The organism is Acinetobacter psychrotolerans, assembly GCF_048552595.1.
GTDB lineage: Bacteria > Pseudomonadota > Gammaproteobacteria > Pseudomonadales > Moraxellaceae > Acinetobacter.
The window spans coordinates 1-22,969 of record NZ_JBIMDK010000015.1; the positions used below are offsets into that span (position 1 = coordinate 1).

At 36.6% G+C, this 22,969-nt stretch carries 23 protein-coding genes and 1 pseudogene; 9 read left to right on the forward strand and 15 right to left on the reverse strand.

Translation table 11 applies throughout. The features are described 5' to 3' along the window. Positions 1-76: 76 nt before the first annotated feature. The 4 genes from ACG94X_RS12615 to ACG94X_RS12630 all read right to left on the reverse strand — a co-directional run bounded on the left by ACG94X_RS12615 (position 77) and on the right by ACG94X_RS12630 (position 3,155). The gene (locus ACG94X_RS12615) at positions 77-898 is read right to left on the reverse strand and encodes a hypothetical protein (RefSeq protein ID WP_419384072.1); all 822 of its coding nucleotides are present in this window, start codon (positions 896-898) and stop codon (positions 77-79) included. Positions 899-1,358: 460 nt separating this feature from the next. Continuing rightward, positions 1,359-2,018, reverse strand: a complete 660-nt coding sequence (locus tag ACG94X_RS12620) for a hypothetical protein (protein WP_419384073.1) — start codon at positions 2,016-2,018, stop codon at positions 1,359-1,361. 16 nt (positions 2,019-2,034) lie between these two features. Next, positions 2,035-2,475, reverse strand: a complete 441-nt coding sequence (locus ACG94X_RS12625; RefSeq protein ID WP_419384074.1) for a ClpXP protease specificity-enhancing factor — start codon at positions 2,473-2,475, stop codon at positions 2,035-2,037. A gap of 26 nt (positions 2,476-2,501) precedes the next feature. Then, a complete protein-coding gene (locus ACG94X_RS12630) occupies positions 2,502-3,155 on the reverse strand; it encodes a glutathione S-transferase N-terminal domain-containing protein (protein WP_419384075.1) in 654 nt (217 codons plus the stop codon). Positions 3,156-3,279: 124 nt separating this feature from the next. Between ACG94X_RS12630 and ACG94X_RS12635 the strand changes: the two genes are divergently transcribed. After that, the gene (locus ACG94X_RS12635; RefSeq protein ID WP_419384076.1) at positions 3,280-3,744 is read left to right on the forward strand and encodes a hypothetical protein; all 465 of its coding nucleotides are present in this window, start codon (positions 3,280-3,282) and stop codon (positions 3,742-3,744) included. Between the two features lie 137 nt (positions 3,745-3,881). On the opposite strand, the gene rpsI is transcribed toward ACG94X_RS12635, so the two are convergent. After that, positions 3,882-4,268, reverse strand: a complete 387-nt coding sequence (gene rpsI / locus ACG94X_RS12640; RefSeq protein ID WP_004647927.1) for a 30S ribosomal protein S9 — start codon at positions 4,266-4,268, stop codon at positions 3,882-3,884. A gap of 12 nt (positions 4,269-4,280) precedes the next feature. Continuing rightward, the gene (rplM, locus tag ACG94X_RS12645; RefSeq protein WP_086192086.1) at positions 4,281-4,709 is read right to left on the reverse strand and encodes a 50S ribosomal protein L13; all 429 of its coding nucleotides are present in this window, start codon (positions 4,707-4,709) and stop codon (positions 4,281-4,283) included. A 251-nt stretch (positions 4,710-4,960) separates the two neighbouring features. Here rplM and ACG94X_RS12650 point away from each other — a divergent pair, with 251 nt between their 5' ends. From ACG94X_RS12650 to ACG94X_RS12665, 4 genes are all read left to right on the forward strand, one after another. Continuing rightward, positions 4,961-5,974 carry a hypothetical protein gene (locus tag ACG94X_RS12650; protein WP_419384077.1) on the forward strand — a complete coding sequence of 338 codons (1,014 nt, stop codon included), beginning with the start codon at positions 4,961-4,963 and terminating at the stop codon, positions 5,972-5,974. Between the two features lie 201 nt (positions 5,975-6,175). Then, on the forward strand, positions 6,176-7,144 hold the full coding sequence (gene pdxA, locus ACG94X_RS12655) for a 4-hydroxythreonine-4-phosphate dehydrogenase PdxA (RefSeq protein ID WP_419384078.1): 969 nt from the start codon (positions 6,176-6,178) through the stop codon (positions 7,142-7,144). 20 nt (positions 7,145-7,164) lie between these two features. Beyond that, positions 7,165-7,977 carry a 16S rRNA (adenine(1518)-N(6)/adenine(1519)-N(6))-dimethyltransferase RsmA gene (rsmA, locus tag ACG94X_RS12660; RefSeq protein ID WP_419384079.1) on the forward strand — a complete coding sequence of 271 codons (813 nt, stop codon included), beginning with the start codon at positions 7,165-7,167 and terminating at the stop codon, positions 7,975-7,977. After that, positions 7,978-8,838: a symmetrical bis(5'-nucleosyl)-tetraphosphatase gene (locus tag ACG94X_RS12665; protein ID WP_419384080.1), complete on the forward strand. Its 861-nt coding sequence runs from the start codon at positions 7,978-7,980 to the stop codon at positions 8,836-8,838. 71 nt (positions 8,839-8,909) lie between these two features. Here ACG94X_RS12665 and ACG94X_RS12670 read toward each other — a convergent pair whose 3' ends face one another. The 5 genes from ACG94X_RS12670 to hflX all read right to left on the reverse strand — a co-directional run bounded on the left by ACG94X_RS12670 (position 8,910) and on the right by hflX (position 12,862). Then, positions 8,910-9,329 carry a DUF2147 domain-containing protein gene (locus tag ACG94X_RS12670; protein WP_419384144.1) on the reverse strand — a complete coding sequence of 140 codons (420 nt, stop codon included), beginning with the start codon at positions 9,327-9,329 and terminating at the stop codon, positions 8,910-8,912. Positions 9,330-9,900: 571 nt separating this feature from the next. Next, on the reverse strand, positions 9,901-10,344 hold the full coding sequence (locus tag ACG94X_RS12675; protein ID WP_419384081.1) for a DUF2147 domain-containing protein: 444 nt from the start codon (positions 10,342-10,344) through the stop codon (positions 9,901-9,903). Between the two features lie 93 nt (positions 10,345-10,437). Further along, entirely contained in the window at positions 10,438-11,106 is a 669-nt protein-coding gene (locus tag ACG94X_RS12680; protein ID WP_419384082.1) for an LrgB family protein, read from the reverse strand. 9 nt (positions 11,107-11,115) lie between these two features. Beyond that, positions 11,116-11,487: a hypothetical protein gene (locus tag ACG94X_RS12685; RefSeq protein WP_419384083.1), complete on the reverse strand. Its 372-nt coding sequence runs from the start codon at positions 11,485-11,487 to the stop codon at positions 11,116-11,118. 43 nt (positions 11,488-11,530) lie between these two features. Further along, positions 11,531-12,862 carry a ribosome rescue GTPase HflX gene (hflX, locus tag ACG94X_RS12690; protein ID WP_419384084.1) on the reverse strand — a complete coding sequence of 444 codons (1,332 nt, stop codon included), beginning with the start codon at positions 12,860-12,862 and terminating at the stop codon, positions 11,531-11,533. Positions 12,863-13,144: 282 nt separating this feature from the next. Here hflX and ACG94X_RS12695 point away from each other — a divergent pair, with 282 nt between their 5' ends. Next, entirely contained in the window at positions 13,145-13,960 is an 816-nt protein-coding gene (locus ACG94X_RS12695) for a lysophospholipid acyltransferase family protein (protein ID WP_419384085.1), read from the forward strand. Positions 13,961-14,093: 133 nt separating this feature from the next. Here the strand turns inward: ACG94X_RS12695 and ACG94X_RS12700 are convergent, their stop codons facing one another. Continuing rightward, positions 14,094-15,725 carry a phospholipase D family protein gene (locus tag ACG94X_RS12700; RefSeq protein WP_419384086.1) on the reverse strand — a complete coding sequence of 544 codons (1,632 nt, stop codon included), beginning with the start codon at positions 15,723-15,725 and terminating at the stop codon, positions 14,094-14,096. A gap of 96 nt (positions 15,726-15,821) precedes the next feature. Between ACG94X_RS12700 and ACG94X_RS12705 the strand changes: the two genes are divergently transcribed. The 3 genes and pseudogenes from ACG94X_RS12705 to ACG94X_RS12715 form a co-directional block, all read left to right on the forward strand. Beyond that, positions 15,822-16,832: a metallophosphoesterase gene (locus tag ACG94X_RS12705; RefSeq protein ID WP_419384087.1), complete on the forward strand. Its 1,011-nt coding sequence runs from the start codon at positions 15,822-15,824 to the stop codon at positions 16,830-16,832. A gap of 276 nt (positions 16,833-17,108) precedes the next feature. Continuing rightward, a complete protein-coding gene (locus tag ACG94X_RS12710; RefSeq protein ID WP_419384088.1) occupies positions 17,109-17,480 on the forward strand; it encodes a ribonuclease E inhibitor RraB in 372 nt (123 codons plus the stop codon). A 288-nt stretch (positions 17,481-17,768) separates the two neighbouring features. Then, a pseudogene (locus tag ACG94X_RS12715) lies at positions 17,769-17,934 on the forward strand (SRPBCC domain-containing protein); the annotation flags it as partial. 167 nt (positions 17,935-18,101) lie between these two features. On the opposite strand, the gene ACG94X_RS12720 reads toward ACG94X_RS12715, so the two are convergent. From ACG94X_RS12720 to ACG94X_RS12730, 3 genes are all read right to left on the reverse strand, one after another. Beyond that, positions 18,102-18,995, reverse strand: a complete 894-nt coding sequence (locus ACG94X_RS12720; RefSeq protein WP_419384089.1) for an NAD(P)-dependent oxidoreductase — start codon at positions 18,993-18,995, stop codon at positions 18,102-18,104. Positions 18,996-19,098: 103 nt separating this feature from the next. Beyond that, on the reverse strand, positions 19,099-19,887 hold the full coding sequence (locus ACG94X_RS12725) for a crotonase/enoyl-CoA hydratase family protein (RefSeq protein ID WP_419384090.1): 789 nt from the start codon (positions 19,885-19,887) through the stop codon (positions 19,099-19,101). 197 nt (positions 19,888-20,084) lie between these two features. Beyond that, positions 20,085-22,889 carry a GacS-like sensor histidine kinase gene (locus ACG94X_RS12730; RefSeq protein WP_419384091.1) on the reverse strand — a complete coding sequence of 935 codons (2,805 nt, stop codon included), beginning with the start codon at positions 22,887-22,889 and terminating at the stop codon, positions 20,085-20,087. Positions 22,890-22,969: the final 80 nt, after the last annotated feature.

The following is a 22,969-nucleotide window of genomic DNA, read 5'->3' on the forward strand; positions in this document are numbered from 1 at the left end:
CGTTAGATTGGCTTACACCATTAGAGAAATTTGCTCAGCTTGTTGATTATCATAAGACTTTTCAAACTGTCGCACCTCATGTTTGAATTCGCCCCTGTTCAATTTCTGCGCCTAAAATAAAACAAGCAGTCAGTTGTAATAATATTTTTTTATCGACTTCATTTGGTTGTGGCCAAAATTTTAAACGGTAGTATTGACCTACTGTAGGAACAGTGGTTATTTCGGGGCAACGCCATATTAAATTGAATAACCAATTTTCTAAGTTAAATTGGCTTTTATGTGATACTTTTATAAAATCATTGATATTTGCAGCTTTATATTCAATTGTTGGATTCGTTTTGAATTCTTCTCGTGAAGCTTCTAGCCATGCAAAATGTGCATAATGATCAATAATAGCGACAGCCCCTAACTGGTCACTGAGAATGAGTTTTCGACTTTCTTGGTTATACATGTCTGTGAAATAATGAATATCTTTGATTTCGTATTGTTCATTTATAGATTTTTCAGTAGCAAGTCTTTCATCTTCAAAATTTTCCGAATCAATTTGATTTTCTCCAGATTGTTCATTTTTTTTCAATAGTTGAATATTGATCCAATTTCTAAGTATTAATTCATCATGAATAGGGATACATAATAAATTATCTTCGGCACTTTCATTGTGCTCGCAGTGTTTTGAAATTTTTAAATATGGAATATTTTTGTTATGGATAATATTTTGAATATTATCATTATCGAAAAATTGCTCATTAATCAAAATACAGTTGATATTTTGATCGGTCACATTTGTCCAATTTATACCAATATTATTGGGTAAAATTTTTCGAAGTCGTATTTTAAGATCGTCAGAGGCTGTTAAACCTAAGCCTGAGATTGCAATATTGATACATTGATTATTCATAATATCACTTGTCTATTATTTCTACTCAAATGAACTTGTTATAGTTTAGCAGTTATCGTTGAGTGAAATGAATTGCCGATACTCTCATATTTTAAGATTTTGATTTTACAAAGTCATTCATTTATGTGTATGTAGATTGCTTCGGTTTTATTCACAGGTTAATAAGTGTTTAAATTAAAACTAAACTTACCATGTAAATACATGGTTTTTATATCACTTTAAATTAACATTAGTCATTATCATTAATCTATAGGCGATAAAGAAATAATTCATTAGTTATAATATTTAATTTACATAAATTATTCATTTTAAATTTAATATTAGGTGGTTTTTAGTTAAATATAGCGATAATTTATTTGCAAGTGTGATTTTCATCACGAATTATTGTTGCATTTTCTAATATTTTTTATAATGAAAAAAAGCGATTATTGAAATCGCTTTTTATTACTTTTTGAATGATTTAAGCAAATATATTACTGACTGCAATATAGAGTATATATAGCACGATTAATGCAACAATCGGTTCTGCAATTTTGGCCCAAGTTGGGTTTTGCGATTCTACTTCAGTCACTTCATGAAGATCTGTATCGACTTCTGCTTTTTGAACATTGACCATTTGATTAAACTCCTTCATCGTCTCTTCCAATGATATCTCTTCTTGAGCAATAGGTTGAGAGCCAATGAGTTCAGTTAGTTCGTTTGTTGACCAAACCCAATCTTTTGCTGTACCAGAAAGGTGTTCAATCTGACCAATAACCAATTCTCTTAATCCACGTTTACCTAAACTACCTGCTTGATCCAGTTGTTTCAGTTCCGCAATTTGTAGTTCAAGGACTTCTGTGGTGAAAGGTTCAAGAATTGATTTTTCTAAAATTGATTGATTAGACGCAGATGTAGTTAAGTGGCGAGCAATTTCTTGGATATACAAATGATCTTGAGTTTGTATTTCTTGATACAAACTATCTTCATTATTTTTCCATAAGCTGATCAACTTACCCAAAGTTAATGAATTGATTTCATTAATATTTTGGTCGCGTTGTTTCGCATCTAATTCGGATAAGAGCTGAGGCTTTTGAATCTTTATCTGCTCAGCAAAGTATTGTACAAGATCAAAAGCCATCGAGTTCTCCTTAATTTTATTCTAAAATTCTTAAACTTGGTTTTTTCTTCGATGTCTCAGGTGTTGTTTCTGTTTCATCGCTAGTATTTGATTTTAAAGCATCTTCATCTACTTTTACATTGGCATATTCGTCAGGATCAAAGAATAATCCTTGTCCATTTTCTTTTGGATAAATACCCAATATAGCATTCATGGGTACATAAATATCTCTAGATACACCGCCGAAACGTGCTGAAAAAGTCACAGCGTCATTATGTATATTAAGCATATGTACAGCATGAGGAACAATATTGAGAACAATTTGCCCATCATTCACAAACTGAGTGGGCACATCTGTATAGGGTTTGGTTGCATCGACTAATAAATAAGGGGTTAAATTGTTATCGCAAATCCATTCATAAATTGCACGTACAAGATATGGTCTAGATGGGGTTACGTTCAATTCTTGTTCAGACATTCGAAAATACTCAATTGATTTGCAATTTAGGGTTTTGCCAAAAATTCACTATATCTATTCTTTTCTTTCAAAGTCATCGACTTGGAAAAAGCAGGGCGGCTAAATATCCGTTGGCAATAGAGAAAAATTGGACGGCATTGCTGCTTAGGCAGCTCAATTCCCATATGTTTTAACCGTATGAAAATTGGCGCTAACATGCAATCTAAAATTGTAAAGTTTTCAGACATAAAATAAGGATAATGCTGAAAAAGAGGGGTTAGTGAAATTAAGGTATCACGTAATTGCTTTTTGGCTTTTTGGCTTGCAGCCGCGTCTAAAGTATCAGAATGGCGTAACATTAGGTCTGCAAGTCTGAGCCAATCTTGCTCTAAGCGCCAAATATATTGTCGTTGTTCGGCACGTGGCGCAGGTGCATCCGCATAAAGTTTATTTTGACGATAACGATCATCGATATATTCAGAAATAATAGCGGTATTAAAAAGTTTTAAATCATTTTCAATGAGCATAGGGAGTTGATTGTATGGATTTAAACTGGCTAAATCCTCATCGTCTTCTTCAACGATGATGAGATGGTGCTTAATCTGTTTTTCTGTAAGCAGGAATCTAATCCAATGTGAACGAAAGTCATCCTCGTGGCTATACAACGTAATCCCTTGTTGAGGTGCATTTTCGACTGACATATTCCAAAAACTTGGTAAGGTGAATAGACTAGAATACTAAAAATAGACAATAAAATCACCTTAACTTTAAAACCTTATGTTAAGTATTTAATTGGAACTGTAAAAAGATGATAAGGATCATTTGATGAGCGTATTTTTTAAAGCCCTTTCTCCATTATTATTGATGATGGTGATTTCAACTAGTTATGCAAAAAGTATTCAAGTGGCAGAATATGCCGCGGATGATGTCGAGACCGCCGCTACTGAAGCTGTCGCAATGAGTACAGATTATGCGGCAGCATATACAGCGTGTGGCGCAAGTGAAAACTGTGATGTTGCTACATCTGTTTCAGATGATGATCGTTATGGTGGTATTGAGCGAGAATATGTCGTAAAAGGCTGCAAAGTCACAATTTATAATGATGGGCCGGTTAAAATGGTCAACGAAAAAACAGATCAACCTTGTAATGCTCCTATCCCTAAAGATCATAAATTCTCAAAAAATGTACGTACTTATGAGGAGAATGGTTGCATTATTACTGAGTCAGTTGCAGCAGACGGTATGACCGATGCTGTAAAAGACTGCTCAAAGAAAAGTAAAAAGAAATGAGCGAAAAATTGGAAGGTGATGATTCTATGTTGATAGGCTCGCTGATTCGTTAAAAAGAAAGAGTCTAAAAATAGAAATTTTGTGCATAAAAAAACCTCGGCAAATGCCGAGGTTTTTTGTCCGATTCTGTTAACGAATTAACGTTTAGAGAACTGAGGACGTTTACGAGCTTTACGTAAACCAAGTTTCTTACGTTCAACTTCACGAGCATCACGTGTAACGAAACCAGCTTGACGAAGAGCAGGTTTTAAAGTTTCGTCAGAAGCGATCAATGCACGAGTAATACCGTGACGGATAGCGCCTGCTTGACCACCAATACCACCACCAGCAACAGTGATGTAAAGGTCAAATTTTTCAGTCACTTCTAAAAGCTCAAGTGGTTGACGAACAACCATACGAGCAGTTTCACGACCGAAATACTGTTCAAGAGTACGGTTGTTGATTACGAGTTTACCAGTACCAGCTGATAGGAAAACACGTGCAGTTGCGGTCTTACGGCGACCTGTACCATAATTAGTAGCCATGTGCTGTATCCCTTAGATGTCCAAAACTTGTGGCTGTTGAGCAGCGTGTGGATGCTCTGTACCTGCATACACTTTCATTTTCTTGATCATTGCATAACCAAGAGGACCTTTTGGTAACATACCTTTAACAGCTTTTTCTAAAACTGATTCAGGTTTGTGAGCGATTAACTTTTCGAAGTTAGTCTCACGGATACCACCAGGGAAACCAGTGTGGCGATAGTATTTTTTGTCTTGAGCTTTTTTACCAGTTACAGTAATTTCTTCAGCATTGATTACAACGATATAATCGCCAGTATCAACGTGAGGAGTATAAGACGTTTTATGCTTACCGCGTAAACGACGAGCGATTTCAGTCGCAAGGCGACCTAAAGTTTTGCCAGAAGCGTCAACAACATACCAGTCATGTTGAACTTCAGCAGGCTTAGCGCTGAGAGTTTTCATTAAACCACTACCTATTATAGTTGGTTTGGACTATGGAATCTGTCCAAACAAAAAGGAGCGCGAATTCTATCTGAAAAGAGTTAGAGTCGCAATTGAAATATTGAATTTCAAGCGCACCATTATATGGATAAACGTACCCAAAAGCAAAGCTTAGTTTGGATAAAATGTTGTAAGGTTTTTTGATTTATATTGGAATTGTGACGGACTTCATGAATAATTAAGGTGATATACAGAAAATAAGTCAGGCAAAAATGAAAATAATAAATTCAATAAAATTCGTTCTACTGCTATTGGGTGTAGGCAACTTAAATCTCAGTTTTGCTCAAGCTGATTTGCAGGATCAGGCATCATCTTTACCGAAACTTTATCCAAGTGTTCCAGTGCATTATCAAAGTAAAGCTGATCTCGGAGATCAGCTTATCGCAGTTCAATGGATGACGGAAGATTTTTCAAAAGAATTAAAAGGCAGTGTGGCTATCAATTGCCAGCCTTTCGGTATTCAAGCGACCACAAAAGATATCGTTGCAGGCTCAACGATTCCACTTACGCTATATGATCCAGAAAATGAAAATGAAGGCGAATATAAATTAAGGGGGACAGTAGGTGCAGATGGTATCGCAAGAGTTGTTTTTGATTTGTGTGAGCCAGAAGCATTTCATGATTTTATTACAGTGCCAAATGAGAAGGCGACGCCGTCTAAAACTGTTGAAAGCAAACTTGCTCAAAAAAATGACATACAGATACCGTTCTCTTTAAAGCGAAACCAGTTAAAGCCAAGTCAATTAAATAAAGCCCAGTTCAATCGAAGCAATTCAAAGAATATATTGGAAAATGAAAAAATATGGGGAAATAAACAAATAAAACAAGCAGGAAAAACCAAGAAAGAAAAAGTAGCAAGAAAAAAGCAGCAAGGAGAACCAGATACGATCCTTGATGCGAAATGGATGACTGTCGATTTTAGTGAAGAAATTCAATCCGCATATCCTTGCCAAGCGGTTGGATTACTTATTCAAACGCAACATATCACTATTGGTGAAGAAGTCGATGCTGTCGTGAAATGGGAGGATGACGATGATAAAAGTCAAAGTGGCGAATATACAGTCTATGGAAAAGTTGAACCAGACCATCGAGTCAGAATAATCTTTGCTCAACATATTGACCCAGCCAAGTGTGGGAAAGACGTTGAATCGATTTTTGAATTTTCTGAAATTGATCAACAGCAAGTTCAACCAGGAACTCGGCCAGCGTCTAAAAGTCAGCTCTAAAGCATTTTAAGTTTCCAACATCTAAGTCTGATGAAATATAAAAATTGTTTGCAATGGTCTTATATAGGTGGTTTGAGAATTTTTTTTGGTTCATTTTTTACGTGATTTAGTTATATTCGATATAAAAATGAACTTGAATTGGAAATGATAATTTAGAACCGATGTATACTGTCTATGCAAGGTCTATTAAAAGAGTTCTAGATGCTTCCTTTATATATAACCAGTGGTGAGCCTGCTGGCATTGGCCCAGATATTTGTTTAGATTTGGCAGATCGTATTGATGATCGTCCAGTTGTTGTATTGGCTGATATCAATATGTTGAGGGAACGTGCCAAAATTTTAAACAAAAGCGTTCAGCTCGTTGAATATCAAGGGCAGATGGAGTGTTTGGCTCAAGGTCAGCTCTATGTGGAACATGTTCCTTTAGCTGTAGATGTTGTCTTAGGTGAGTTAAACCCACAAAACTCTGCATATGTGATCGAACAATTACGCCGAACTGCATACTATGCCATGCAAGGACTGAGTGTCGGTGTTGCAACAGCTCCTGTACAGAAATCTTTGATCAATGACGCAGGTATTCATTTTAGTGGGCATACTGAATATTATCAGGAGTTTGCAGGTATAGAAAGTGTGGTGATGATGCTCGCAACCAGATCATTACGTGTTGCATTGGTGACAACGCATTTACCTTTGCGAGAAGTCGCAGATGCCATTACCATAGAGCGTTTGCATCAAGTCATCGACATTCTTATTCACGATTTAAAAAGTAAATTTAAAATTGAGCATCCACATATTTTAGTGTGTGGTTTAAATCCGCATGCAGGTGAGGGCGGTTATTTAGGGCATGAAGAAATTGATACAATCAATCCAGTGCTTGAAAGCTATAGAGTACAAGGTATTAACCTGAGTTTAAGCATGCCTGCCGATACTTTATTTACCCCTGAACATTTAAAAAATGCCGATGCTGTTTTAGCGATGTATCACGATCAGGGCTTACCTGTGTTAAAATCTCAGGGATTCGGTGAAGCTGTCAATATTACATTGGGCTTACCGTTTATCCGAACTTCAGTCGATCATGGTACAGCTCTCTCCCTCGCAGGCACAGGACAAGCGAAAAGTTCTAGTCTGCATGTTGCTGTCGATTTGGCACTTGAACTTGCACGCAATTAACACATGTTGGAATAAATTTTATGTATCAAATTAATGCCTTAAACCCAAAAGATGAAGGGCATCATACGCGTAAGCGTTTTGGACAGAACTTTTTACATGACCAGCGTGTAATTGCTAAAATTGTACGTTCAGTTGCGCCACGTAATGGTGAAAATATTGTTGAAATTGGTCCTGGACTTGCAGCATTAACCTCACCATTAAATGGTGAATGTGAAGCTTTGACTGTGATCGAGCTTGACCGCGATTTAGCTGCTGGCTTACCGGGACGCGTGCCACATCCTGAGCGTTTGAAGATTATTGAAGCTGATGCTTTAAAATATGATTTTACTGAATTATTTCAGGATGGTCGTCCACTACGTGTTGTTGGAAATCTACCTTATAATATTTCGACTCCTTTGCTTTTCCATCTCTTAGAATTTGGCGATAAAGTCAAAGACATGCATTTTATGTTGCAAAAAGAAGTGGTTGATCGTATTACGGCATCACCAAATACCAAAGAATATGGTCGTTTGTCGGTGATGATTCAATATTTCTGTAAACCCACTTTCCTGTTTGAAGTACCGCCGGGTTCATTCAATCCACCACCTAAAGTGACTTCAGCAGTTTTCCGTTTAGAACCTTACGCAACAAAACCAATCATTGCGAAAAGCGAAAAAGCTTTGGCACGTTTGGTTTCGCATGTCTTTACACAGCGTCGTAAAACACTACGTAATAGCTTAAAAGGCATGATTGTAGAAGAAGCCTTTGAAATTACAGGTATAGATCCAATGGCGCGCCCAGAAACGTTGTCATTGGCGCAGTTTGTTGCACTATCAGATCAAATGGTGGCGTAAATGGCACAGCACAGCGTTCGCTCTGATATTCGTTATAACTATGTGATTGGTGATGTGCAAGGTTGTTTTGAAGCGCTGAAAACATTGTTAAAAGACATTCAGTTTGATGCAGATCAGGATTTTATTTGGTTTGCAGGTGACTTGGTTGCACGTGGTGAAAACTCAATAGGTGCATTACGATTCATTAAAAAACTCTGTGAGCGTGGCGCTGCTGCAACAGTTTTAGGAAATCATGATTTAAACTTACTGGCAGTTGCTCGTGGCATTAAAAAAAGTAAAGAAAAAGACAATATTGATGATGTCATTCATGCTTTAGAAAGTGATGACTTGATTGATTGGTTGCGTAAACAGCCATTATGTTTATTTCCCAATGAAAATACGATTCTGACCCATGCCGGTATTCCGTGTGTTTGGGATGCTGAACAGGTGGCAGCTTTGGCAAAAGAAGTTGAAGCGGTATTGGCAGATGATGATTTTGATGTTTTAGATCAATTCCTCACAGAAATGTATGGTAGTGAACCAGACCTTTGGTCAAATGATTTACAAGGTAATAGCAGATTACGCTGTATTACTAACTATTTGACTCGTATGCGTTTAACGGATAAATATGGGCGTTTAGAGTTCAGCTTTAAAGATGCATTGGATGAGCCAATGCCTAAAGGTTTCCAACCTTGGTTTGAGTATCCTTCTTTAGCGGTAAAAACACATCAAATTATCTTTGGGCATTGGGCTGCACTGCAAGGTAAAACTATTACTACACAGATTCAAAATGTAGATGGCGGCTGTGTCTGGGAGCATCAACTAATTGCTTATCGCTTAGAGGATCAACAACTTTTTAAAGTGGATAATCCTGTTTTTTAATACATAGCCATTCTCAAAATAAAAGCCACACAACGTGGCTTTTGTTTTGAATTAAGCTGTCTCGTCTAGAGCTAATCTATTTTAATCCAAGTCTGGCTTCTGCCTAAAACAGCGATCCCGATATATCCCCTTAGGACTAATTTTTTTCCATTGGGGGATAGCTTAGCTTTGACACTATAAATTTTACCTGTATTAGGATCTAAAATTTTGCCATTGGCATAATTTGAAGCATCAACTTGTTGAAGCCCATTAATCACGTTTAAACCAATAATTCGCTTGTTGGTAAATGGGGCAGGGCAATCTATACAATGTTCTTTAGGCGTATAACCCACACGAGGCGTAACTTTCGTCACTGTTCCTGTGTATATGCCATTTACATCTTTGGTTATTTTGACTACTCCTTTAGGAGCGCCAGTTTTATCATCAACACTTTGCCATGAACCAATGATATCTTGGGCTAAAACGATATTGCTGAAACAGAGCAACAACATCGAACTTAATAATTTATTCAAATTTTTCATCATATTAATTCCTTTTAATACAAAATAATTGATCTATAACGAGTAACAGACTTTTTAGTGCTAGAAGCAGTACAGAAGAGTATTCATTTAAGTTGATAGTGCTTCAATTTATCGACAAAAAATAAAGATGATGAGTGAATACCATAGTTCACATTTCTGAATATATTATTAAAAATACTTTAAATTGTTGGGCTAATTTGGAGTATTTTTCTGCATTTTTAATCGTTGTGATTTTTATGGTGACTTGAAATTGATCGTGTGTTCATCGCTGTATTACGGTGCTTTATTCTCTGGATATTGATTATGTTTTTGAATGATTGTGATTTGGCAGTATTCTAAATATAACCAATTTTTCACCTCATATTTTCTTTATATAGGTAGATGAATAAAGGCACTTAAAACGACTGTTTTATTATCAATCGTATGTTTAAGTATCGTATAACTCAACTGCTTGCCATTGGGCTAATCAGCTGAGAAATACTGTATTTAGACTTTGTCTATTTTCAAAAAATTGTAAATAATTTAATGAATAAACAAATGATTATTCACGGATCCAAGTCTGGCTGCGACCCAATGCAGAAACGCCAATATAGCCTCTTAATGATAGACGATTACCGTTCGGGCTGAGTTTGGCCTTCATTGAATAAACTTTGCCAGTTAGTGGATCTAGAATTTTTCCACCAACAAAATCTTCTTCACTGGTTTGTTTTAAACCTTTAAGTACGTCCATACCTAAAATGGGTTTATTGGTATAGGGTGCAGGGCAATCTATACATATTTCTTTCGGTGTATAACCTGGACGTGGTGTTACTTTAATGATTTTACCTGTAAATGTTCCATTCGATTCTTTACGAATCTCAAGAACAGCTTTGGATGAACCTGTTTTATCATCGATATTTTTCCAAATACCAGAGATATCTTTTGCCATACTGCTACAGCTTAGAACCGTGAATAAAGTGCCTAAAATAAATCTATTGAGCCTCATTTATGAGTTCCTTATCAAAATGGGGTGGAATAAATTTATATTAAGTCGAATAAATATTCTATGCAATCATGTGAAAAGTGAAGTATGTCGCACTTATTGAATTAAAAGTATAAAGGTCGGCAACCAGATAGCAGTAAATACGGCATTGACTGCCATTCCAAACGCTGCATAACGCCCTGCAACAGTGCCACGTTGCCATGCTTGAGCTGTACCAATTGCATGTGCAGCAAGCCCCAAAGCTAAGCCAACAGCACGTTCATCATTAATATTGCGTAAAATAATTGATGAAAATGCAGCACCAATAACACCCGATAGAATCACAATAAGGATGACAAGTGTGACTGGTGAGTGCAATAAAGTTGCGATGTTAATTGCAATCGGTGTGGTTACAGCACGGGTGGCAAATGCCATGATGGTTGGTTCAGACATATGCAAGGCGTAAGCCAAACTCATGGGTAATGCAACAGCACTAACACTTGCAAAGACTAAAATTCCAACCACAGATTTAAGGGGTAAGTCATCATAACGCATAGAGGCTAGAGGAATTGCCAATGCAACAGTGACATAACCTAAAAGGTGGCTAAACAAACCATTCATGTGAAGATTGTATTTTTCGTAGGGAATTTTAAAAATCATTAACAGCCCAATGACGAAAAACATAGCAATGACCAATAACGGAACTTGAGGAAGTCTTTTATTGACTGGTTTTGCTGCAAGGTAAGCAAGTAAAGTGATGAGGAAACCGGCAAGAACACTTAACATATCAATCTCCTATAACCACTTTTTAGCCATTTTTGCATAAACCCACAATGGAATCAGCGTACTAATAAACATCACCAGTAGAAATAAAGGAATTTCTTTGCCCATACTCACCAGCATGATCAGTGAGCCGGCACAAATGGGTAAAAAAGCGAAACCACTTTCTTTCATCAATTTATTGTTGGTATCAACCAGTCGTGCAGGGATTTTTTTAAATCTACGCCATAAAACCAAGACAAATAAAAGGCTGAGCAAGCCTGTTAAATTGCCTAATTCTGGATGATTAAATTGGGACATGACCCAAACAGAAGCCTCACGGAAGAAGATAATTAACCCAATGGTAAAAATCCATGCTTGCCAATCAATGCGTTTTAACAGTTCCATGTATCTTTATTTATAAAATATAATCTTTCACGTTTTAACCGATTTAGCGCTTTATTTCAAACTCTTCTAACGGTCTTTTGAATTGTTCAGCTTTTTTTCCTAAGATTTCATCTATAGGTAAATGCGCTTGTTTGATGAGTTGCTCAAGTTTGTGAGGTGCCATTGCAACCGTTAATTGCAAGTTTCCTTCCTCGTCATAATGTTCAGATTGGATCACATTTAAGTCATAAAGCTGATTACGAAATTTGCCATAGGCCGGCTTTAATCGAACATCAAAATTCTGAATTTGCCCCATTAAGCATTCATGAACAGCTTTGCGCAATAAATCTAAGCCTTGCCCAGTATGGGCGGAGACATAAACACGCTCGGGTTCATGTGGGTTCTTATAAACGATTTTTGCATCTTCACCAGATTGATCAATTTTGTTGTAGACCCTCAATGTCGGAATATCTGCACCAATTTCATGCAGTACTTTTTCGACTGCCTCAATCTGTTCCATCACTTCTGGGCTACTTGAATCGATAACATGTAACAGGAGCGTTGCTTCTAAAGTTTCTTCAAGTGTTGCTTTAAATGATTCGACTAAAGAATGAGCGAGATTGCGTACAAAACCAACAGTATCGGCGAGAACTAATGTGCCTATACCATCCCAATCTAATCGTCTAAGTGTCGGATCGAGTGTTGCGAATAATTGATCCGCTGCGTATACATCACTCTTTGCTAAGATATTAAATAGCGTCGATTTTCCTGCATTGGTATAGCCAACCAATGATACTGTCGGAATATTGGCTTTTTGACGTGCAGCACGACCTTGGACACGGGTCTTGCGAACTTTTTCTAAGCGGTCTTTGAGCTGATCCATTCGAATACGTAATAAACGACGATCTGTTTCTAAAATTGTTTCACCTGGCCCACGTAACCCGATACCGCCTTTTTGGCTATCCAAATTACTATGGCGGCGTACCAGTCGAGATGAAAGATGATCCAACTGCGCCAACTCAACTTGTAATTTCCCTTCGTGGGTACGTGCGCGTTGTGCAAAAATATCGAGGATAAGACCTGTGCGGTCAATCACACGACATTTTAAAATTTGTTCTAAATTACGTTCTTGTGCAGGGGACAGCGCTTGGTCAAAAATGACCAGTTGAACATCCTCATTTTTTACAAGTTCTGCAATTTCATCTGCTTTACCTGTGCCAATAAAATATTTTGCATCAGGTTTGATGCGTTGAACTGTAATATGTTCAAAGATATTAGCACCTGCAGACTTAGCCAATAGTCGAAATTCTTCAGCGTCCAAATCTTCTAATATTTGTACAGTTACACTGACTAAAATGGTTTTTTCACCACCTTTATTTTGACTAAAATATTCCACAGATATTAAAACTCAGAATTGGATGAGAATAGATATTCTAAAGGATATTACGATTGAAATACCAAAGCATTGTTAAAGTTTTGAAATAAAAATGAAATCCTCATCCATCTAAAGATATTGATTTAATATAGCTTCAAAGCATAATGGTGGCTCATTTTTTAATATTTAAAAATTTGTATAAAATAAATTGTATTTTATGCTTTTTTGACCCATGCAACTTTATGTGGATGTGTATACAATACTGAAAGTTAATATGAAATATATTCTGTTTAGTGAGCGTCTATGACTCAACAACAATCAATCAAAAAGTCTAATTCTTCGAATTTAAGTTCATTCGCTAAGCTGTTTTTATATGGTAAAAAATTGGTGGCTGGGACTTCAGCAATTTCTGAAGGTTTTTACTTGGTGTATCGCCATCAACTCTATAAAGATCCGAATAATCCGCACAATACACGTTATGTACAGCACTTCTGCCGCCGTCTATGTGATGTGTTTAATATGGATCTGCAGATACATGGTGAAATGCCGCGTGAACCAGCTTTATGGGTCAGTAATCATATTTCATGGTTAGATATTGCCGTATTGGGTTCGGGTGCAAGAGTATTCTTTTTAGCCAAGGCTGAAATTGAAAAATGGCCTATATTTGGAAAATTAGCCAAAGGTGGCGGCACTCTATTCATCAACCGTGGTTCGGGTGATTCAGTCCGTATTCGTGAGCAAATTACTGATTTTTTAAGTAAAGATATTCCAGTTTTGTTTTTTCCAGAAGCGACTACAACTGATGGAAGTAAAGTCAAAAAAGTCCATGGTCGTATTTTAGGTGCAGCCATTGAAGCGAACAAACCTGTTCAAGTCTGTGTGATTTGTTATGTGAATAAAAAAGGTCAATTAGATACTGTTGTACCTTTTATTGGTGATGCTACTTTTGTCGATCACGTACAGGCGGTACTTGAAATGCCAAAAGTGACAGCCCATTTAAAAACATTTCCTGCTATTGCTACAGAAGGGCATACGGTGGAAACCTTGACTAAATTGGTTCAAGACACGATGCAACAAGGTTTAGAAGATTTGCAAAAAGAAGTTTTGGTTCAGCAATAATGGGTTTATTTAGACATGTTTTAAGCATTGATAAGATCAACAATCTATAAATTTTTGTGCATAAAATCAAAAAATTTCAGCTTTTAAAGTTGAGATTTTTTGATTGATCAATACAAAGTTTAGAGTGACCGAATCACATAAATCCTTCAATTGGTAGCCATGAAATTATTTTAACTCCCGCTTTTTGCCACCATTTCATTTTGGGTTCTTTACGCAGAGTGACAATACCTTGCGGTGTTTCTTTCAGCCAATTAATTTTTTGTTGTGAATCTAACACGAGCTTATACGCATATTTTTTCAGATTAACATCCATTGTTTTATGCACAGCATTTGCCAGTGGTGGACTGTTAATAATCACACCAATTTCAGTATTTAAATTTGCAGAACGTGGGTCAAAATTAAAAGAACCAATAAAAACTTGTTTATTATCAAGTGCCATTAATTTGGCATGTAAGCTTGAACGACTTAAACCTTTTAGACTCACTTTGGTTTGCTTGGAGATTTCTTTAGAGTTTGGATATAAATTCTCTTCTGAAATCGCAGGTAAAAACTCATATAATTCAACGCCATTTTTAAGCAAATCAATACGATACTTGGCATAAAAAGCATGTACTAATGCGACATCATTGGCTTTAAATGAATTGGTGAGTACGCGTACTTGTACACCATCCTTCGCCAATTCAATAAGTTTAGCTTCGCCTTGTTTTTGCGGTACAAAATAAGCCGAAATTAGGTCAACACTATGTTCAGGATTTTCTAAACGTTTGACCATTTGGAAATTTAAATGCTGTTCTTTCTTGGCTCTGGCACGAATTTTATCTGGTGCATCTTTAACCACTTCTGCTTTGACCCAATCGAGTTGAATATTGTGATCGAGCCATTGGTCAAAATCGTGTGTTCTATTGCTTAAATCTAGATAATTTTGAACCGTAATTTCTTGATAATGCTTGGTTAATTGTTCTTTTAATCCATCGTAGCGTAGTGTGTAAGTATTATGATTGATAATATTTCGCACAGGGTAGGCGTAGCTGTGATTCCAATACTCATCAAAAGAATGGGTAATATCATCCACGGCTTGTCCAACGAGCATGACATCGACATCGGAAAATTGGTAACTGTCACTGACGTTATAATATTGATTACTCATGTTACGACCACCAATCAGGGAAATTTGATTGTCGGCAGTAAAGGTTTTGTTATGCATACGACGATTAATACGTTTTAAATCAAGCACCATATCAATAGGGCGTAAACGTCTAAAACGATATGGATTAAAAAGTTTTACTTCGATATTAGGGTGTTGGTCGAGTGCCAAATAGACACCTTCCATTTTTCCTGCATTATTATCATCAATTAAAAGGCGAACTTTGACCCCACGATCCGCCGCTTCAATTATTTTATAGAGTGCCAATGATCCAATCTTGTCATTGTCCCAAATGTAATATTGCAAATCTAAAGTCTTTTCAGCTCTTTCAATTAAGTTAATACGTGCTGCTATTGCTTCTAAAGGGTCATAAAGAACGTGATAGCCTGTCAGTTCTGGGTTTTGTTGTTTGAGTGGCGTGATGATTTTAGCTAAATCTGTTTGTTGCGTATCGATATCATACGCATATTCAGGTTGAATATTTTGCTGCTTGGGCAATGTCGTACAGGCAGAAAGGCTCAACAAAATACTGCAACTTAGCGCAAGTAAAATTTTGGAACGGCTATTCCTTGTATTGTACTGCTGTTGTATTTGCGTATTTTGCGGGAATTTTCGTTCCATAATGTGTTCTGCGTTTTCTATGAGCTAGAGTATAATTGCCAAGTCTAAAAAGATAAACAGAGAGCTGACAGATGTTTAACATCTGAGAGATTGAATATGTTCACGACATTTAACGTTACAACAATGTTTTATTTGAGTTTTATTCTGATCGGACTTTGGGGTATTTCACAAGCTTGGATTAGTCAGTCTAGAACAGAAACAATTCATCCTTTTAAATCTTTCGTACATTTACTGGCATTTTACTTATCTTATTTATTAATTCCGTTGTTGTTTTTTAGCATTTATGCCGGTTGGATGGATATTTTTTCGCTCCACCAATCAATATTTATTTTTTTACTCAGTAGCTTACTGATTTATGCACGATTTATTGAACCACATACCGTACATGTTCAGCATCTACATTATCAATTTGATCAAAATAAACCTTTTCAAAAACCCATAAAAGTTGCACTCCTTGCCGATTTACATATTGGTTTATTTTCAGGGCACGAGCGTCAATTGAAGTCCATTGTCAAAAAAGTCAATTTGGAACAACCCGATTTTGTGGTGGTTGCAGGTGATTGGACATATGAACCTGAAAATAAGTTAGCCGAAGAATTGGCTATTCTGAAAGAGATTCAAGCACCCATATATTCTGTGAATGGTAACCATGATGAACAGTACCCAGGTCCACCGATTCAAGCTTTGTTAGCAAATGCCTTAGCTGTGAATAATGTGATGGATATTGAAGGGAAAATTGTTGAATTTGATGAATTTCGCTTAATTGGAGTTGGTGATTTATGGGCAGGTAAGGCAGACATGCGTTATATGCCTGAATTACCACAAGATAAGCCGTGGCTGATTTTATCGCACAATCCCGATACTGTAGATATGGTGCCTGAATTGCCGACACGGCCCTTGATGTTGTCTGGCCATACACATGGTGGACAAGTCGAATTGCCGTGGTTAACCAGTTATATCATGAAAAAAGTATCCATTCTTGGGCATAAAAAAGGCATGTATTTACATGAAAATGCAAATGTATTTGTCAGTGTTGGAACGGGCATGGTTGGTGTGCCATTCCGTTTCCGTGTTCCGCCAACAATCGATATTATTGAATTAAGCTAATATGTAAATCATTTTTAAAGTTTTGAATTGATAATGAAAGTGTTGACGATTGGCTAGTAACTCAACTTTTATTTTTGAAATTATAGACAATAGAAGGATCAAAAAATTTAAAATGATTTAGCTTTATTTATTCTTTAATGAATTTTTATTACAAAATCTGCTCAAATAAAAGTGGCAATTTATTGAGGAATCATGAATATTCTAAATTGTCATAAAGATTTGTTAGGCTGAAAATAATCATTTTATAGCCTTTTTCAATATATAGAGGATTCAAGCATGTCTCGTAATTATGAACAGTTCCCAGATAACGATAACGGTAATCTGCTTTGGCAAATGCAAGAAGATGGCGATGACTTGAATGAAGTGCATGAAATTGAATTTTCAATGTATTTTAAGACGCAACAATTGGCAGAGAAATGCGCCTTATCTTTGCTACAGCAAGAGCAAAAAGTTTCACTTTATTTGGATGAGGAAACTGAGCCGAATGAATGGGTAATTACTGTATATGTACACTTATTACCTGATTATGAAGATATTGTTGATCTTGAAGAGTGGTTTGGAAAAATTGCTGAGCAATATGAAGGCGAATATGATGGTTGGGGGTGCACGACTTATATCTTTGATGATGAAGATATCGAAGAAGAATAATCATTCATAAAACGTATTAACTTTTACATCGTGTATCTGTGAACTTTTTGGTAATAATACAGATATCACGATGGAAATATTTATTTAAATTCAATAATTTCAGTTGGTCATTAGAAAAATGAAAATGGTTATGCTCTCAGTTTAACGGGAGGTTGGGTAAGTGCGCTAGAAAAGTTAGATGATTCTGCTCACTTTTTTGCAAAGTTTGGGTTTAAGACAAAGCCATATGAAATAAAAAAGATACAAATATCATTTTGGTGAGAAAAATAAAATTCAAGGATTTGAAAAATGAGTAATACAGTCAAATTACATCGTGTATTTAGTGCACCTCCCGAGCGTGTATATCGTACTTTTTTTAAATCCTGATGCTTTGGTTAAATGAATACCGCCACATGATTTTTCTGCCAAAGTTCATCATATCGATGCCACTGTGGGTGGAACATATAAAATGTCAAATTATGTTCACCAACAAAAGCCTATTACATGCTTTACAACGGTAGTTTTAGTTACCAATGTGTTTGATGCCATTCTTCTTTATACATGTACCTTTGCACCAAGGACAATGAAGTTCTATTCCGATTTTCACACATTTAAATATAACCGAATTGTGCTTTGGCACTTCTATTTATTCGCAGCATACTTTTTAGAACACCGTTCAATTTGAATAATGACAGTGGCTAAATCTGCCTCGGCAAACCCATTTGCTTGGTGATTGGTTAATTGGGTTAATGCACGTTGTGCAACAGGAATTTCTAAACCGAATTGTTGCGCAAGTTGAACAGCATTATTTAAATCTTTAGACAGTGTTTGGACTTTCCATTGTACAGGCTCAAAAGTATGTGTTGCCATACGGGGTGACAGGATTTGAAAGGGTTTTGAATCTGCGAATCCGCCTGCAAGCGCAGGTGCAAGTAAGTGAGTATCCACACCTGCTTGGTCTGCCAAAGCAACAGCTTCGGCAATCAGGGTGCTATTCGCAGCAACAATGAGTTGATTGCAAATTTTAGTGGCTTGTCCTGTACCTGTATCTCCCATACGTGTTACACGTTGCGAGAGTATGTTGTAAACGATTGCTAAATCTTGAATGGTTTCTGCATTGCCACCTGCAAAAATAACCAAAGTACCATGTTCAGCACCTGCAGTTCCGCCAGAAACTGGCGAATCAATCCATGTGACTTGTTGTGCCTTGGCTTGATTTGCAAGTTGTTTGGTTTTATTCACAGACAGACTAGAAAAATCGACAATGATTTGTTTTGCTTGTAATTTATTTGAGATTTGATTGTAAACAGCTTCCACTGCATGATCATCTGCAAGACAGGTTAAAATAAGCGGATATTCCGCAATATCATCCATATTTAAAGCATGTGCGCCCATATCAATGAGTGGAGCACAAGCACTTGCGGTTCTATTCCAAACGGCAATGTGAAGACCTGCTTGAATTAAACGGGCAGCCATACGAGCGCCCATTAAACCCATTCCTAAAAATGCAATTTTGTTATTTCGATCAAAAATCATTTAATTAAACTCAATTTCTATATTTCAAAATGTAGATATGTTGTGCTATCTCAAAACATTGAATCAAAGTATAGCTATTCACAAAATTGTTATTACAGCGCACTTATTTATATTGGCGAGGTAAAAATTGAATTTCAGGGTTTTTATCTTTTTTACGGGCAATTTGGCTGTTTTTACCGATTAGAAGTTTAAGCTGCCAAATTTTCTCTAAACGTAAAGATTTTTTTGGTTCATGTTCCATTGCATCGAGTACACGTTTAGCTGCCATGAGGGCATCGGGTGAGCGTTGCAGCATTTCTTCTGCAATGGCTTGTGCTTTAGCTAATGGAGATTTATCAAGATGGGTCACTAAGCCGATTTCTTTGGCATAGAGACCATCAAAAATACGCGCAGTTAAGGTAAGTTCTTTGGCTAAGTCCAAACCAATGACACCTTTAATTGAACGGGTTAAACCCATATCGGGTACTAAACCCCAACGGCTTTCCATAATTGACATTTGAGTTTCAGGGTGCGCGATACGAATATCAGCAGCTAAGGCAAGTTGCATACCTGCGCCAAAGCAAAACCCTTCAATTGCAGCAATGACTGGAACAGGAAGTTCTTGCCAAATTAAAAATGCTTTTTGGAATAGGCTTTGTCCTGGTTTAATCAGTTCCCAAGCTGCAAAAGCCGTATTTTTAGGGCTATTTAGATCCGCTAGATCTATGCCTGCACTAAACACATTAGCTTCACCTGTTAAAATAACAGCACGAATACTGCGATCAGATTTAATTTTTTTTGCAGTATTAACCAATTCCTTGAGTAGTGCAAAACTCATTGCATTGCGTTTATCTGGACGATTTAAGAAAACCGTTGCGATACCGTTGTTTTTTTCAATACGTAGTAATGCCATGATGTAGACTCTTATTTTTCCTATGAATCAGCATAGCATGTCAGTCTGTTTGATGCATGACAGTACAGTCACAGAAAGTTGTCTCTAAAGCAAATCACCACGATTGGAAAATGAATATTTAAAAATCAAAAACGGATCAAAATATTTATTTTAAAATGAATGCTTAAAATCAAAAAAAAATGCTGATGCAGTCTATTTTATAAAGTTGTTAAAATCTGTTTTGCTGCCGCTTCAACTTCATGCATAACCAATTGTAAATGATCCAATCGATTTAACACTTCTTGAATAAATTGCTCATCTGCTTTACGTCGTTCTTTACGCAGGGTGGAGAGAAATTGCTCAAAATCTCCAGTCGCACGTTGTAGTTTAGCCGTGCCAACATAACGTGTAGCACCATATAAACGATGTAATACATGCTCAAGTTGTGGGAAATCTTCAAGCTCAATGAGCAGCCGTATTTCCTCTAATTCAGTCGGGAAACTATCGACTAACATTTTGAGTAAATCCTGAGCTAAATCTTCTTTATTTGCAGCCAATTGCAAGCTTTGTTTCCAATCTAAAATGTCTGAATCAAAGGCATCAATCAGTACTGTTTTTTCTACTTGCTGTTGTTGTGTAAATTTGTCCGAGGTCCAATTGGTTAAAATTTGGATAATTTGTTCAATTTGAATAGGTTTAGTGACATAGTCATCCATACCAACTTTAAGCAACTTTTGCTTTTCATCCGCTAAAGCATGTGCCGTCAATGCAATAATTGGCAGTCGCATACCATCTAAAGTTGATTCTAATGAACGAATGGCACGAGTGGTATCAATACCAGACATGACAGGCATTTGAATATCCATAAAGACCAAATCATAAGGTTTATGACCTTGCTCTATAGCTTGTTGGATAATATTTAATGCTTCTTGACCGCTTTGGGCTTTGGTCGTTTTAACATTTAATTCGCCTAATAATGCTTCTAAGACGATGAGGTTCGGCAAGTGATCATCAACCGCTAAAATATGTAAGTCACGACCTTTAAAATTCTTGTGTTGTTCTTGCTCAAATACAGGTTGATTGCTCAACAGTTGGATCACAGAACTACGACTTAATGGTTGGTAGAGTGGTCGTGCTTTGTATTCATTTAACATATTTTGATCAAGTGACATTTGATAGCCATAAACAGCCAAATGACCTTGATAACGCCCACGGATTTCTTTTAATAACGCTTCGGTATCACCGCTGTGGTCTACAATCAGCCAGGTATTCTCAGTATTATCATCTAAATTATTCAAACGACTAAATAAATCTAGAATAGATTGCGCTTCGTTATGTTGAACTTGGTAATTTTCTAAATAATGACGTAGAACATTCGCAGTAGCAGGGTGTGCTAAATAAGACACCACTTTCATATTGCTGAATGATGGGTGAATGGTTTCCTCATCTTCATTTACAATAAATTTAGCAGTAAACCAAAAGGTTGAGCCTTTTTCTGTTGGTGCACGTTCTTGGTTATCTTCAAAGCCAATTTGACCTTGCATTAAATGCACAAGTTGCTTGGAAATGGCGAGTCCTAATCCTGTACCACCAAATTGACGAGTGACGGAAGCATCGCCTTGAGAGAACGATTCAAATAGCTTTTTACGATCTGTTCCGCTTAAACCAATACCGCTGTCTTGGACGCTAAAATGTAGTAAGCATTGTCCAATGTCATCATGTTCCATGCGAGCACGAACAATGATTTCACCATCTGGGGTGAACTTAATCGCATTAGAAATTAAATTGGTTAAAATCTGCTTCACACGAAGTGCATCACCAATGACATACTTTGGTACATTGTCTGCAAAGTAGAACGCCATTTCGATATGTTTTTGCGCTGCCAAGGGTGACAACATATCCATTACATCGAAAATTGCTTCTTCCAAATCGAAAGGTGCTGTTTCGAGTTCTAATTTTCCAGCATCAATTTTTGAAAAATCCAATACATCATTAATCAATGCCAATAAATGTGCTGAAGATTTACGAATGGTTTGTAAATATAAACTTTGGTCGTTGCTCAAATTATCTTGGCGTAACATTAGGTGAATAAAACCATCAATACTATTCAAGGGCGTTCTTAATTCATGACTGATATTGGCAAGAAAAACAGACTTTACCTGATTCGACGAAATGGCTTGGTCACGAGCTTGTTTATAGGTAATGTTTTGAACTTCTAAAGTATCTAAAGTACGGCGTAAATCATCTTCAGTTTGTTCAGTATGCTCTTTTAATTCTAAAAAACTAAAGTGTAAGCGTTTGACGACGTTCGCAATATCTCGCTGTAAGAGTCGTAACTCACCTGTACTGTTAATGATCATATGCTGATCAAGAGTATCTGCATTCAAACGCTGTAATTGCATACGAATTTCGTACATGGGTGCAATCCAACGTCGTGAATAAAAATTCAAACACAATAAAAGGAGTAGTAAGGTCGTTAATGCTGTAGAAATCAGCACGATCATGACACGATAGTGAGCGATTTCTAAAGGTTGATTATCTAATTCAATCACCAACCACATATTCTTAGCCGTGTTGGTCGGATTGAGTTTTAAACCGTAAATATAATTATTTTGACTGGGTATTGGGCCGAAAAATAGACTGTTTTTGGGAAAGTCTGGCCAATCACGTTTACTTTGATAACCAATACTTAAATGATTGACCTTATTTTCATCTAAAACAGCAGCACTGACTAAATGTTTTTCATTGAACATTTTTTGCAGAATACTTTCAGCTTTGGCTTGTTGTTCAGGTGTTTGTCCAATAATTTGTGTGAGTTGTTCTGCTGTATATTGATAACGGCTTAAAATTGCGATTGCAGCAAAACGCTGTTTAGACTTTGCCGAAGCAGATGTTTCAGAGAGAACCAATGCAGTACCGACGCATGCCATAATCATAATTGGCACAAAAATCAACGCTATAAGCTGTCCATAAGCGTGATTGAGTTTTAATCGTTTAAAGAGTTTTTTATTGAAATTCGACATGGTTCCAGCAGCTCATTCCCCATGTCGGCGATATTAACATGCTTTATTCATAGTGCATGACATTATGATTAAAAATCTTT

What these genes read in the sequence shown, in the direction of transcription:
- ACG94X_RS12675 (WP_419384081.1), bottom strand. Translation starts at nt 10,344, where the DNA reads ATGAGGCTCAATAGATTTATTTTAGGCACTTTATTCACGGTTCTAAGC.
- ACG94X_RS12720 (WP_419384089.1), bottom strand. Translation starts at nt 18,995, where the DNA reads ATGATTTTTGATCGAAATAACAAAATTGCATTTTTAGGAATGGGTTTA.
- pdxA (WP_419384078.1), top strand. Translation starts at nt 6,176, where the DNA reads ATGCTTCCTTTATATATAACCAGTGGTGAGCCTGCTGGCATTGGCCCA.
- ACG94X_RS12680 (WP_419384082.1), bottom strand. Translation starts at nt 11,106, where the DNA reads ATGTTAAGTGTTCTTGCCGGTTTCCTCATCACTTTACTTGCTTACCTT.
- rpsI (WP_004647927.1), bottom strand. Translation starts at nt 4,268, where the DNA reads ATGGCTACTAATTATGGTACAGGTCGCCGTAAGACCGCAACTGCACGT.
- ACG94X_RS12625 (WP_419384074.1), bottom strand. Translation starts at nt 2,475, where the DNA reads ATGTCTGAACAAGAATTGAACGTAACCCCATCTAGACCATATCTTGTA.
- ACG94X_RS12620 (WP_419384073.1), bottom strand. Translation starts at nt 2,018, where the DNA reads ATGGCTTTTGATCTTGTACAATACTTTGCTGAGCAGATAAAGATTCAA.
- ACG94X_RS12635 (WP_419384076.1), top strand. Translation starts at nt 3,280, where the DNA reads ATGAGCGTATTTTTTAAAGCCCTTTCTCCATTATTATTGATGATGGTG.
- rsmA (WP_419384079.1), top strand. Translation starts at nt 7,165, where the DNA reads ATGTATCAAATTAATGCCTTAAACCCAAAAGATGAAGGGCATCATACG.
- ACG94X_RS12650 (WP_419384077.1), top strand. Translation starts at nt 4,961, where the DNA reads ATGAAAATAATAAATTCAATAAAATTCGTTCTACTGCTATTGGGTGTA.
- rplM (WP_086192086.1), bottom strand. Translation starts at nt 4,709, where the DNA reads ATGAAAACTCTCAGCGCTAAGCCTGCTGAAGTTCAACATGACTGGTAT.
- ACG94X_RS12730 (WP_419384091.1), bottom strand. Translation starts at nt 22,889, where the DNA reads ATGTCGAATTTCAATAAAAAACTCTTTAAACGATTAAAACTCAATCAC.
- ACG94X_RS12665 (WP_419384080.1), top strand. Translation starts at nt 7,978, where the DNA reads ATGGCACAGCACAGCGTTCGCTCTGATATTCGTTATAACTATGTGATT.
- ACG94X_RS12670 (WP_419384144.1), bottom strand. Translation starts at nt 9,329, where the DNA reads ATGTTGTTGCTCTGTTTCAGCAATATCGTTTTAGCCCAAGATATCATT.
- ACG94X_RS12695 (WP_419384085.1), top strand. Translation starts at nt 13,145, where the DNA reads ATGACTCAACAACAATCAATCAAAAAGTCTAATTCTTCGAATTTAAGT.
- ACG94X_RS12685 (WP_419384083.1), bottom strand. Translation starts at nt 11,487, where the DNA reads ATGGAACTGTTAAAACGCATTGATTGGCAAGCATGGATTTTTACCATT.
- ACG94X_RS12630 (WP_419384075.1), bottom strand. Translation starts at nt 3,155, where the DNA reads ATGTCAGTCGAAAATGCACCTCAACAAGGGATTACGTTGTATAGCCAC.
- ACG94X_RS12710 (WP_419384088.1), top strand. Translation starts at nt 17,109, where the DNA reads ATGTCTCGTAATTATGAACAGTTCCCAGATAACGATAACGGTAATCTG.
- ACG94X_RS12725 (WP_419384090.1), bottom strand. Translation starts at nt 19,887, where the DNA reads ATGGCATTACTACGTATTGAAAAAAACAACGGTATCGCAACGGTTTTC.
- ACG94X_RS12615 (WP_419384072.1), bottom strand. Translation starts at nt 898, where the DNA reads ATGAATAATCAATGTATCAATATTGCAATCTCAGGCTTAGGTTTAACA.
- ACG94X_RS12700 (WP_419384086.1), bottom strand. Translation starts at nt 15,725, where the DNA reads ATGGAACGAAAATTCCCGCAAAATACGCAAATACAACAGCAGTACAAT.
- ACG94X_RS12705 (WP_419384087.1), top strand. Translation starts at nt 15,822, where the DNA reads ATGTTCACGACATTTAACGTTACAACAATGTTTTATTTGAGTTTTATT.